6 protein-coding genes and 1 pseudogene are annotated in these 13,067 nt (G+C 58.8%); 5 read left to right on the top strand and 2 right to left on the bottom strand.

Features of this window, described 5'->3' with window-relative positions:
- Positions 1–562 precede the first annotated feature (562 nt).
- The gene (locus XH92_RS37395) at positions 563–2,017 is read right to left on the bottom strand and encodes a hypothetical protein (protein WP_246787965.1); all 1,455 of its coding nucleotides are present in this window, start codon (positions 2,015–2,017) and stop codon (positions 563–565) included.
- Between the two features lie 1,086 nt (positions 2,018–3,103).
- Between XH92_RS37395 and XH92_RS43450 the strand changes: the two genes are divergently transcribed.
- The gene (locus XH92_RS43450) at positions 3,104–3,661 is read left to right on the top strand and encodes a 50S ribosomal protein L11 methyltransferase (protein ID WP_371817876.1); all 558 of its coding nucleotides are present in this window, start codon (positions 3,104–3,106) and stop codon (positions 3,659–3,661) included.
- Positions 3,582–4,600 (top strand): annotated as a pseudogene (locus tag XH92_RS37385) (NAD(P)/FAD-dependent oxidoreductase). Before XH92_RS43450 ends, XH92_RS37385 begins: the two are co-directional and overlap by 80 nt.
- A gap of 136 nt (positions 4,601–4,736) precedes the next feature.
- Here the strand turns inward: XH92_RS37385 and XH92_RS37380 are convergent.
- Positions 4,737–5,621, bottom strand: coding sequence for a radical SAM/SPASM domain-containing protein (locus XH92_RS37380; protein WP_246787964.1), 885 nt, complete (start codon positions 5,619–5,621; stop codon positions 4,737–4,739).
- A gap of 1,032 nt (positions 5,622–6,653) precedes the next feature.
- Here XH92_RS37380 and XH92_RS37375 point away from each other — a divergent pair.
- The 3 genes from XH92_RS37375 (at position 6,654) to XH92_RS37365 (ending at position 11,412) form a co-directional block, all read left to right on the top strand.
- Positions 6,654–7,895, top strand: a complete 1,242-nt coding sequence (locus tag XH92_RS37375) for a cytochrome P450 (protein ID WP_246787963.1) — start codon at positions 6,654–6,656, stop codon at positions 7,893–7,895.
- Positions 7,896–8,192: 297 nt separating this feature from the next.
- Positions 8,193–8,525 carry a hypothetical protein gene (locus XH92_RS37370; protein WP_246788622.1) on the top strand — a complete coding sequence of 111 codons (333 nt, stop codon included), beginning with the start codon at positions 8,193–8,195 and terminating at the stop codon, positions 8,523–8,525.
- A gap of 625 nt (positions 8,526–9,150) precedes the next feature.
- Positions 9,151–11,412, top strand: a complete 2,262-nt coding sequence (locus XH92_RS37365; protein WP_194456523.1) for a hypothetical protein — start codon at positions 9,151–9,153, stop codon at positions 11,410–11,412.
- Positions 11,413–13,067: the final 1,655 nt, after the last annotated feature.

Genomic DNA, 13,067 nt, shown 5'->3' with positions numbered 1-13,067 from the left:
GGCTGAAAGTGCCGGCGCTGCCGAATGCGGCGACAACATGATGGATCCTTGAAGTCATGCTTTGACCGGCATGGTCGGGTTTAGCTGATAGTGTTGGAACGCAGTTCTAAGATCGCTGAAGGCAAAGGATCTTCGTGGCTTCGGGGCCCCTTAGGCAGCTGTCTAACGTGCCGACGAGCCCCTCGTTCAGTCAAATAGCGGCCGATGGAAGAGAAGAACGCGCTTCGGGTCGGCTTTCGGCCGTGTAGGGCTGACCGTGGATCAAAAAACGGGTCATTGGACATCCTCGCTCGGCAGGAGACCAAGGTTTCGCAGCATGTCGATCACGATGGGTGAAGCCTCTTGGGGCCGTGGCTCCGGTCGTCGCCGAACAACTCCCCGAGTTCAGGCGCTTTGCGGGGACGGCTGATGGCCTGATGCCGGTGCGGTAGGCGGCGGGGGACGGTTTGGCGCCAGCGCCGAAGGAGCGTGCTCGCGCCATTCGAAAGGTGCCGGTGCATCAAACCCATGCGCAAGAGCGACGTAGATGCCCGGGGAAGCCGTTCCCACTGCAGGCGTAGCTTCACCCCAGCAAAGCGGACCGAGGGTGGTGAATGAGTTGAACGTCGTTGGGTCCTCCCGGTCCCAATATGGCCGTGTAGCGTTCGCCGCCAATCTCGTAGTTCATGACCGGATGTTCCGCAACAGGCAAGAAGTCCCACTTGCCCAACGTGGACAGCATCATGTCGGGAGCCAGCTGGGTGCGATGCGAAAAATCCTTGGGAACGGCAAACGACACATCGAAGGTGTCGCCGACAGCGGGGGACCGCAGATGGATGAGCTGAACATCATTGGGCCCTCCCGGTCCCAAGACGCCCGCATAGCGTTCACCGCGAATGTCGTAGGTTTTTATCCGCTGTGCTGCCTCGGGCAACAGACCCCATCGGCCCAGCTTGGAGCGCATCATATCCGGCGCAGGCTGGGTGCCGTGGGAGAAGTCCTCGGGAACGACCAACGAAGCATCAAAGCTGTCGCTGGCTGGAGGGGACGTCTGCTCGATTGTGCTCTGAGCCGCAGCGCCTCGGCTTATCATCCGTCCAAAACAGTCTTTAGAGGCGGAACTCTGCGGGCGCGAGCTGGACTGCGAGGTCACGGCATCGAAAAGTTCTTTCTGAGTGGCGCTTTGTAACGGCGAGTGGGCGGTAGAACTCATCGTTGGCCACGGCGCGGGTGCATCGAAGGTCGCCGCTGCCGGCACACCATCGCGATCCGCGGCATCGAAAAGCTCTTCCTGAGTGAAATTTTGCGTGGGCGATGAAGTCGCTGAACGCATTCGCTGCCAAAGCACTGGTGCATCGAAGCCAGGAGCTGGAAGCTCGCCGCTCTGCTCTGCGGCATCGAAAAGCACATCCTGGGCCACACTTCGGATCGGAGAATGAGCCGCTAAACTCGGCCCGTGCCAAACCTGCAGAGTATTGAGACCATCAGCCGGTAGTGAGGCGTCGCGATCCGCAGCATTCCCCAAGCGCTGTTCATCGACCGGCCGTGTGCGCGAAGAAGCGGGCGGTTGAATGACTTGGCGCGAGCTGCCTCCTTCTGCGGCCAAATTACCCCGCCCGATGATCGCGCGATAGTCGCGGAGAGCGTTCAAGGCGGCGATGAGCGTCTTGTCATTTCGAAACAATCGGTCCGCGTGGCCGAGCAGTTTGTCATCACTGAGCTTGGCAATGGACGAGGGACGGAGTGCTACCGCCAACTTCCGCAACGCGCTCGCATAGCTCCCGGCCGTTCCCTCGGCGATATGTCGACCAAAACGTGCCTCGGCACCTTCCCTGATGAGACGCTCATCTTCCCTGGAAGGGCGATAATGTGTTGTGAGAGGGAGAGCGTCTGCGTCGGGTTCGCGATACCGACTGACCATTGACAATGCTGGAGCGATGATCTTGTCGTTTAGCAGCAGCTTGCTGGCGTAATTGAGTAACTTATCGTCATCCAGGCTAGCCATTGATTTGCCCGACCGCTTCAGTTGCTCAGCCAATTTGCGAAGCCGACGATCATAAATACTTATGGTTAGAGCACTCGGTGGTGGCCCTCGCTCGAGAGCAGCACCTGACGCTGCCTGGATGAGGCGATCGTCCTCCTCAGAAACATCATGAAGCTCTCTGTGGGGATATATCGGGCCGGCCCTTGGCGCGTCTAGCAGGTGCTGCTCAAGCTCCGCTTGCGGCTGTTGCGGTTGTTCCGCGACCGTGTTGGATGCAGCCGAATCATGATCAGCTTGGTTGATAGTATTCAATCGGTCCATGATTCTCGTCTGCCAGCATAGCTCTCTGGTTCCTTCGCTACCAATGTCAGCTTTCCAAAACCTGACGTGGCCTTCCGTCAGGTAAAATGCACGAGGTCCGGCACATGACTGCGCGGAGGCGCTGGAGCATGCGGCGGGGGCCCAGAGAAAGTTCGTAACAAAGAGGGGCGGAAAATTTGAGCTGCAAGAGGAGTATGCCGTTCCATTGACGATCGTGGTCGTCAGCTCTCGATTGAGGCGATCCGCGCTAATGACCGCCACGACGGGTATGCCATTCGGCGAGTTTCGATGATATAAGACCAGCGCAGCGCGAGCGCTCCTTTAGATCAGCTAGATAGTCATCTGGGCGGCATCAAAATCGTGAATTGAGCGGAGTCTTGTCCATTCCTGACGCGCTTTCATTGAAACGTGAGTTTTAAATGCCGGTCGAAATTCGACTGCCCTGAAACTCGCCAGGATACGAAGCCATTCGTACACCAACTTAGTCATTGTTCGGAGTCCGACACCGCCACCGACAGGCTCGCCGGGGCGGCCGAACGCCCCAGAGCTGTCGATGGCCCCTCTCCGAGGAAAATCAGAAGCCGAGCGCTTTTAATTCTGATGGCACGGCCGTTGCTTATTGTGAGGCAACGATAGTCGGCGAAGGCGCACGGAGCATTCAGACACGTCGAGACAAACCTGCCCGAAACTTCTTAAACCGGTAGGGCTGTACAGTGGCACCGAGCGTGCAGCAGCTGCCGCACTTGCTCAATAGGGCGTTCCATCGATTGGATGACAGAACGATGAGGCGACGCGCCAGCTAGCAAACTGGAGAGTTGAATGACTGCCTCCCAAGCCGTATCGGCGCGGCGCCAAATGACCGATGTAGACGCGATGATCGCGGAACTGCGGTCATGCGAACACCCTCACGACGTGGAAGTGTGCGGTATGCTTTTGCACATTCTCCCCGGCGTTCTGTCGCCACGCCTAAGTCACGCTCCCGACGCCTTGATATCGAAGTGGCACATCGAATCTGGAGCAACAGTATTGGATCTGGGATGCGGATCAGGCGTCCTGGGGCTGGCGGCACTTCGCGCTGGGGCAGAACACCTGGTGGCTCTCGATATCAATCCGCAAGCGGTTCTCACCACAAAGTTAAACATCGAGCGGTTAGGTCATTCCAAGCAGGCAGAAGCGCGCCTCTTCCACCCCTGGATCCCGCCAAGCGCAGCTGGTCAAGACCAGTCGTGTTCGGATCACAAGTTCGATAACGAGGACTGCCGGCCGAGATTGATGCGTTGCAGAGCGACTTCGTCGGATGCAGGGCAATCGCAAGTCGCGCGGCTTGTGGGAGCTGACGGCGCCAGCGCAGCCGTATACCGGGCATCTCGTGGGTGATTTGCAAGCCGATGTCGTTGTGATCGTGGTGGATATACTGGACTCTCTGCGACTATCCACCTCGGCTGAGGGCGGCGTGCGCGTCATCCTGCTGGAGGCATCCGAAATTGGGTTCGGCGGTTCGGGCGCAACGTCGGGCTCGTCAATGCGGGCATGTGGGTTATGCCCGACAGGCTCTCAGACACGCTCGGCCCTCCGTTTGAAGAGCGGCTCATCGAATTACTGAGTGGGGGACCGTAAGAAGTCTTTGAACTGATCGAGAGACATGGGATCGACTGCGAAGTTGAGCGCGCGGGGACCCTGCATTGCGCGGTCAGCCGCGGGGGCTTGGGATCTGTATGTGCCGAATGGGTAACCGTCGCCACCGACGCCTACGGCAAGAGACCTTGGCTGCAGGTTCATCGAGAGCCAATCCGTCTACCCTACTTCAACTTGGCAACGCGGCCCTCACCGGATCGTCTCAGCACCTCAATCCTGCCCGAACGCCAAGGAGCATAGGACACCCGCAAGGTGCTTTCCTCGTTTCGCTGCGATCAGTCCGGCTGTCTAGTGTTCGGCAGCGTTGGCGCTCTGGAGGGTATCGGCGCATTGGTTCACCGAGCCTGGGCGATTAGGTCGTTACGTAGGCTGTTTCCGGAGCTCGGCGACGTCGAGTTCGACGCCGGCTGGTTCGGCATGATCGGGATGACTTCCGACCATCTGCCGCGCTTTCACAAGCTCGACCGCAACTTCGTCTCCTTCGGTGGTTACAGCGGGCGCGGGATTGCACCGAGGACCGCCCTCGGCCGCGTGTTGGCGTCCTATGTCCTCGGCTTCCTTGCGGAAGGGGATCTACCACTTCCAGCCGCGCCGGTTGAATATCGACGGTTTTGTGCCGGCCGTGAGGCCCTCTACAGAGCAGGTTGTCAACTGGTTCACCTCACTGAGGCGCGGCCCTGATCTGCCTCGTGTCGATCGGATATTCCGGCGGGTTTACCACCGGTTGGGCATTTCCGGCACGCGGCGAGCGAATTGGCTTTGATCGTGCGTCGTTCTTCGGAGAAGTCTTGACAGCCTCACTCGTGCGGACCGGCCGTCACGACTGTTGGTCGGCATCCATATCGCATCCCAACGGTCGCGGACTGGCAAACTCGCACATCCTGCAGAGCAGAAAGCCATCCATTCCGTTCATGCGATCGGCGATTTCATGAAAGATTGGCCCTGCCAAGAGATATTCGTATTCGTTGCACAAAAGATTGCCCAGCACATGACGCCGCTCAAAATCCATTCCACACAGAGTAACGTCGCCGTTTGGGAGAAGGACATTCCGATGGTGTTGTTTGCCAATACATGTCAAAGGTCCGACGACCGGCCGTCGCGGTTTGATGATACTCGACTCTAGACGTCCTCGCCTGCTACTCAGCGGACGCAAGCGCTCCAGCGTTTTTGCGGGAATGATGTCGGCGAGGTCGGGATGGACTTTGCCCAGGACGACGAATCGAACCGAGGGAATGTTCGCCTCAACGAGTCGGCGGATGACGTTGAGATAGGACTTTCCAATAAGTCGCCTGTTCATATAAGTGCCGTCATCAGGAACGTGGACGACGAAAGCCCTGAACTGCAGCATTTGCAAGCGCCGAACGTCACTCCCGTTCATTCCGACGAGGGTCGTGAAAATTCGGATGTCATGCCCACGCGCGTAAGCATGCTCAACCATCCCGGTGCACTTCGGATGGAGCCAAGGCTCCGAGTAGCCGGCAAAACTGATGTCGGTCGCCGTCGGCACGCGTGCAAGACACCGCTCGAAATCCTGAAGACCTAGGTATTTCGCTTGAGACACAGGTCTTTGCCGATCGGCGAACTTGTCTTGGGGGCAATAAGTACACCGGACGATGCATCCTGCGGTCGTCGTTATCTCCAATACTCGGCAACCAGGACTGGCGGCGCGCAAGCTTTGTAACACCATGGGATATGCCGTCATTCTGTCTGGTCCTTTCACGCGCCGGAGCCACGAAACTGCTGGAGAAGAGCGCAGCGTTCGAGGAGTAGCCGCTTGCTTTGCTCCTCACGGATTGCAGATACAAGATCTGCCCGTTGGCGAAATGACTTAGACCAAACTCCTGTCTCATTGCTAACAATGCGTCGAGCCCGACCATGCACTACCAAAAGTGGGATAGACTTGGCGTGCCAACCCGGCTTTCTATGCGTTGGCCGCTGCGTAGCACCATTGGCTGTCATTAACATCTTCGTTCCGAGTCGGCGCACGCCAGATGCTGGGCTCGGTGTCCTCGCTAGAAGGATCTAGGGAGATGCTTCCGCAGCCCTAGTCTAGCGATGCGGCGCCGGATCCGGCCGAACGTGACATCCTAACGCCTCCCGATGGCGGCGCAGGTTCTGGATCATCTTTCTATTTGTCGCGCAGGCGATTGCGCTCGCGAACTGTTCGGGCGCCATCAATGCGATGAACAAGCAATCGGGCATCGCAAGCGCTTGGCGGCGATGTCCGCGAAAGCATCTTGTCCCGGCTAGATGACAGGTTGCTGGTCAGGAAGATGGATGAGGTAGGCTTGTTGCCATGTTGAGGAATAAATCGGCCTTTCTCGGCCGAGCGGCACTAACCGAGTTCATCGACGACGATCAGCGTGTGTCGTGGTCACCGCACGGTCCCGCGGCCAAGCAGCGGCCGTGACGGGCCGAAGACGTCGCAACTGGCATCTTAAAGAAGTGGGAAGCTGGCTCACGTTGCACTATTTGGTGGCTCGAGCGGCGATCTAGCTGGCATTGGGCGACGCCTGTGTAGCGAGGATTGTCCTCGTCGATTCAGTGGGGCAGATCGAGTTAGAAAGTCAATGCGATCCTTACCGCCGAAACTGGTAGGGGTGACTGCCCGCGCTTTGGGGTACTCTGCTGGGCGACGACCCGCTCGCAACAACACGGCACGGCAGCTCGAAACGATGGATCGCGACCTGTGGATCTCCAAGCTCTCAAGAGAGCAAAATCTGCGGAGGCGATCGTGAAAATACATTTGGCAGACGACAGAACCGACGACGCGCCTAAAGTTCCGCTGAGCAATCTGGATTTAAGCGGAGCCAAGCGCTTTCAAGACGATACCATATGGGGCTACTTCGAGCGGCTGCGAAGGGAAGATCCCGTTCACTACTGCAAAGATAGCCCCTATGGTCCATATTGGTCCGTAACGAAATACCGCGATATCGTAGAGGTAGATACTAATCACAAAACATTCTCGTCGGAGCAGGGCGTCACTATTGTCGACGTGCCTCCCAAGCACTGGACGCAGAGTTTCATCAAGATGGGTCCGCCTAAGCATCGCGAGCAGCGTGATACTGTAAGTCCGATAGTCGCGCCGGAGAACCTGACGAAGCTCGAAAGCGTGATCCGTCGTCGCGTCAGGACGATTCTGGACGACTTGCCGCGCAACGATGACTTCAATTGGGTGGATAGGGTCTCCATCGAGTTGACGACGCAGATGCTTGCTACGCTATTCGACTTTCCATTTGAAGATCGGCGGCTCTTGACCTATTGGTCGGACGTAGCTGTTGCAATGCCGAGAGCTGGCCGGCCCATCGACAGCTGGGACAAGCGAAGTGCGATCTTGTCCGAGTGCTTGGCGTATTTTGCGGGGCTTTGGAACGAGCGCATCAATGCCAAACCGCGTCTTGACCTTATTTCGATGATGGCGCACTCGCCTGCAACCCGGCACATGGAGCCCAGTGAGTTTCTGGGCAATCTGATTCTGCTGATCGTCGGTGGGAATGACACCACGCGCAATTCGATTACCGGCGGCCTCCTGTTCATGAACCAGCACCCCTCCGAGCTGCGAAAGCTACGGGATAATCCCAAATTGGTATCGAGCGCGGTGTCGGAGATCATCCGGTATCAGACGCCCATCGCACACATGCGGCGCAACGCCACGACGGATACCATCCTGGGTGGGAAACAAATCAGGAAGGGCGACAAGGTCGTCATGTGGTACATCTCTGGAAACCGCGACGATGAGGTCATCGAGAACGCCGACCGCTTCGTCATCGACCGCAAGCACGTGCGGCAGCATCTGTCGTTCGGATTCGGCATCCATCGCTGCGTTGGTCGACATCTTGCGGAGCTACAGCTGAAAATCCTTTGGGAGGAAATCTTGAGGGCGCGACTGGAGGTCAAGGTCGTCGGCGAACCCGAGCGAATTGCGTCGAACTTTGTGCACGGCTATTCCGCTCTCCCTGTGCGGATTATAGTTTAGGTCGTGATGCTCCGGCTTGGCAGCCGCCGGCTGCGCGGTTTGGTCTTCCCCCTAACCTCGCTCGTCGCTGCATAGTCCGCGAAAGCGGTTGATTGGCGTGAAGAATTTCCATCTCGGGAACTGGGCGCCATTCAGCAGGCGCTGAGTGCTAGCGAGGAGGCGGGATGAACGGGGTGCCCGGCCCAAGTTCTTTGCGCTCCCAGCTGTCAAAGGCGGCACAGATGGATTCCAATATGGCAAGTGACGGTTGACCTAGCGCTTTCGATACGTCAGGCGATGAGCTTAACATTGAAGATTGTGGCGGTTGGGGCGATTTTCCTTGGTGAGGCGATTTCGATCATCGCAGAGTTGATTGCCTCAAAGCAGTTTGGAAAGGCCGGCGGAGATCTGGCAGGGCTCCTGCCGATGTGTCTGCTGATATCCTTCGGTGGCATCCTGCTCGTCATCGGATATGCCCTGGGCTACATGCATCTCGAGAATATCTGGATCATCATCGCGATGTCGGTGGGAGCAATTTTAGTGCTGGAGCCCATTCTAACCCTGCTGCTATTTCGAGACGCCCCGACGGCAGGCTCGCTGATCGGGTTGGCGCTTGGTGCGCTGGGCACGCTCGCTGCGATACTGTTGTGAGTATATTTAAGTACGCTTAGATCGACGGCGTCTTCAGCGAGATCCTATTTCGCAACTCGGTTCTGCTCAATTCGAACGCAAGAAGATATTGCGGCGACCAATTATCCACATCCTGTCGGGATTTGCGCATTGTTGGATCTGTGAACTTTTCGATCGAAGACCAGCTGCCCGGAAACAGGATGCTTGCGGCTGCCGAAGGTGAATCGAGATCCGGCGGGACTTTCGTTCGCCACTATTCTCCAGTCCGTTGCACGATGCGGGTATGCTTGTGATGGCTCTTCAATATTCGAATCGCCCTTGCCAGGGCTGGTCAATAGACAAAGTCGCCAGCATCGGCCGAGTTCTTAAGGATCGCCGTCACGGCCCATACTGCGCGCGGCTGGTAGCTGCATTTCCACGGCTCGCGCGGCGCCGCAACGCCAGGCTGCGGCCTTGCACGGCACTATCCTGCGGCGCCGCGTTCTTTGCTGCATCGTCGTCTCCATCGCCGCAGGCCTCCATGGAATCGGAACTCGACGACTCAGATTCTCTTCTGCATCCGAAGAAACGTCCTTCGTCAGCCAGTCGTCAGCCAGGCGGTCTATCCAGACAGGCTGCGCCTTATCGATTGCATCGGAGATGGAACATGACGGGCATAGGCCGACCTGGCGAACCGCACATTGGGGCTGCAGGAGCCGACAGCACGTCGGGATCGAGCAGTTCGCGCTCGGAGACCGGTCCCATCTCTGCGGAAGGCAGCCAATTTTTTGACGCCGTCGTGGACCGCATGCGCCCCGCGCGTGAAGATGAAACGGCGGAGCTCGCGAGCCAGCCGTCCGGTTCGCGTGCGGCAGTCCCCGTTTCCTCAGGAGGTGAGGGGATCAACACAGCAACGCGAGAAATGGGGAGCCTGATTGAGGAATTTGATACTTGCCGCAATGCGGCCATGAACGCCCAGAGTTCGTCAGAGGCGCAAGAACTGATCGACCAGGTCGTCAAGGCGGGCTCAGCGGTTCTGGACTATTACGCGAAGCTGCCCTCACACGTAGCGCGCAGTGTTCTGTCTGACGATCAGGCTCGTCGACTTCGTGACGTGACGCTCGAGGCGGCGGACGAATGCAATGCGCTGGGTACCCCGACAACCTACGCCCTGGAGCAGAGAAGGGAGAATGCGGCGGAGGTGCTTGAGCGGATCCGCCAATCCAACCCTCCACCAGACCAGCTGATCCGAGCGGCGTCCAGTGTGGCGAAACACTATTTGGCTTGCGTGGAGTGGTGGGGAAAGAAGGCATTGCGCTCGGAACGGGTGCAGTCCGTCTGCGTGGCCACGGCCAACCTGCCAAGCACAACGGCCGAGATGCGGCAGGCCGAACAGGCTGCACTACGACTGCACACCGGCTGGTCGCTGTTTACCAAGAACATGCATCTGCAATCGCAGGTCGCTCTTGCGCGGGTCATGATTGAATCGCAGGCGAGCACGTTCGAGCCAGCCGTCAGGCAAATCCTCTTGAGTGAAGACGGTCGGGCGCGTTTACTCGGAACCTTCATCAAGGACGTTGTTCCGGCATTTCTCTCGACGGGCGATGCCGTTCTAAACAGCAAGGGACGGGCCCTCGACGCACAGAACTGCGCCGTTCTGGAAGGGGTCATGGAGCGGCTATCGGAATTTGCGTCGGCTTTGCACGACATGGTTGCCGAGCTAAGGAATGTCGGAGCAGGTGGGAATCTTCCGCTGGAACAATTGGATCAGATCGAGGAAGCCGCGTGGGTCACAGCCCATGAAATCATGGGCCTCTTGGCAGTGCAGCCGAAGGTGCCCGCTATCATTGCAGCTCCGGCCGAGGCTGGAGCTGCGTTGCCTGTCAACACAACCGGCAGCACTGCCGTGGCCGAAGGCACTGCGGCGCGCAGAAAGGGGAAAGGCAAGCGCAGGCCGGCCGCGGGTGCAGCGAGTTCGGCCGTCGGGCAGCCGGAGCTGCAGCCCTCCGAGCCCGACGCCGGCACGGCGCCACCAGCCAAGGTTATCGTGCTTTCGGATCTGGGCACCAAGAAACTCGCGACTGCAGAGGAAGCACGTGCGAGGGCGTCATCGTCGGCGACGGAACTGGCGATGTGGCAGGCCCCGCCATCGAAAGAGGCACTGACACGACTGCTCCAGCGGTTGGACGAACTCTTGCAATTCGATCTGGCCGGTCAGCAAAGGGCCATCGCGCAAGCGCGCCACATGAAACCAGAAGATGCCGATCACGTCGTGGACACCGTCGTCGAGCGGCTGCAGAGCCAGGCCGCCGAAATCGAAGTCTGTGTGGCCGCGCTGCAGGAGCCTCGTCGACGCGGCCTACTCACGCCGGTGCAAGTGCCCGAAGTGCACGGCAAAATCGTCCGCCTCCAGGCGATGTTGTCCGAGGTGCGGGGGCAGGCAAACGCGCCAAAGGACATGATCAAGATGGATTGCATGAAGACCTATGCCTTCCCCTCTCAGCAGTACCTTGAACGCTTGCAGGCGGCGGAGGAGTTGGCGCCCTTGGAGCCACCGCGCGCGTTGAAGGGCGAGCCAGGGAGGCTGTTCGAGATCAAGCTGCAGCCGAAGGCACTGGGCAATGGTGCGATGCCAAGTCCGATGTGGGTGCACATCCATACGAAGCGGCCGGTCTATGCGTGGCAGCTGGCGACATTGGACGACGCCGAATTCGCCGCTTGCCACGTGAAATCCAATGAACAACGCGGCTACAATCGCCTCTGGCGGAACGCCCGAGCTGCAAAGGGCCACGAAGACGTCGTGATTCACCGTGGCAAGCTTACACCGGGCTTCTGCAAGTCCCTGTTGAGTACAGTTGATGGCCAGGCATGGTATCCCCGTCTCGAGGCGGAGTTCGGCACGATGCAGCTCGCTCGACACGGGATGTAGTCGCATATCTCGTATTAGAGTGCCGCTTGCGCCGACACCATCAATACTGCCTCCGACTCCGGAGTCCAGGCGGGCCGCTGATCCGCTCCAGGACGTCCGACGCGCCCGCTCAGGCTGGCGAGCGGACGGTCCGGATGGTTTTCGATCACCGAGGCGAGTACGTCTTCCGCGATGAGGAAATTCGGTCGATTGCGCGAGGTCGGCCGTAGGGCGAGAACTGCAACCACTGGAGGCAGACGGCGGAGCGCGAGGTGTCGCTCGCTCCTGGACTAAAGCAGACACACCTCGTCCTGCTTAAGCTCGATCAGGAATTCGCGCCAACATTGGTGCTGGTATGCGAGCCTGCCCATTCGGGTCGCATAGGTGGACCGCTGCGCTGCGCGGGTGGTTCGGTTGGCTGAAGCCGGCAAATCTCGAGCGATTTCCGAGTGATCGGCATCCCGCGAGAATACGCACCTTATGCCGATTTGACGAATCGAATTGACGATGCTCAATAAGCTGGCCTGTCCGTTTCCTCGACTCGGATATGGTCACGACGGTCCCAGCATCGGCCTCCATGGCGCCCAGAAGGTGCTGGGACCTGTTCGTTCCACACCCTCAATCGGGTGAACAGTTCGTTTCTCGCTTGCCGGATTCTCCCGTAGGCCGCGCCCTCCTTTGTTCTTTGTCGCGCTGGCCGGGCTATCCCGCTCATTCTGGTTGGCAATCCGAGTCGAGCGTAGGCTCGAAGTGTAAGGCAGAACGACTGGTGCGGGCTGAGATCCAGATGCACATATGCGGTGCAAGACTGTGCCCGGCGTCTTCCCGCATCGGCTAGACCTCCGAAAAGCCCCAACCAAGTGGAACGCGATGTGCCACTCGGACGCGCGCGCCGACTGCGAAAGTCAAGCGGAATCAGACTTGGCTCGGAGATGATCGCATCAGACGTGGCGGGCGCGGCCGCGGTTTATCTCCACTCTTCGACTTTCGTCAGCTTCTCGAAAGCCAGCTTTTTTAGCATTCGAACTTGGCCTCTCGATGACGAAGCCGCACATGTCTGAATTCCGTGATGAACTCCAGCTCACTCGCTGCCGAGAGTCTTCAAGAGGTCTTTGTTCTCATAACAGAAAGGAGAACTGTATGGATCCGAACCCCATCGATAATGCCCGCTCACCAGGATCACCTGCGAGACGCCGATCGAGGTGATCGCGGTAAGCTGCGTCGTTGCGCAAGGCCGGCGTCGACAATGCTTTCGCTATTGCTCTCCGCTGACGGCAAGGCAGCCGCAACCGCGTCGCTCCCTAGGTGACGTGCGAATGACCAGCGCTATCGCCGCGCGAGCGGAATGCAGAACCCACCTTGCCGATGCGCTCGATCAAGCTCATTTAACTGGCGGGGCTGCGGCCGAGCCGGTCCAGCCTCGTCCCAGCACCACGTCACCGGGTTGGAGGCGCTACCTTCAATTTGGTGAGTTGCGGCCGATCGGCGCGGGCACCGCTGATCTTCTCGCGGTAGATCGCGGTCGCGCCGGCCGCCTTTAGGAGTCGAACTGGCGGGTGAGATGCCGATCCTGATAACGCGGCATATCCGAGATTGGTCATTTGGTTCTTCTACGTCTGCACAAGCTATCGCCCCGGTGGAAATTTATTTGGGCCGTGATTCTTCCTGTTGGCAGT

Origin of the sequence: Bradyrhizobium sp. CCBAU 53421 (assembly GCF_015291625.1) — a bacterium.
Lineage (GTDB): Bacteria > Pseudomonadota > Alphaproteobacteria > Rhizobiales > Xanthobacteraceae > Bradyrhizobium.
The sequence above is the reverse complement of the archived record's forward strand: the minus strand, read 5'-3'. Positions and strand labels throughout refer to the sequence as shown.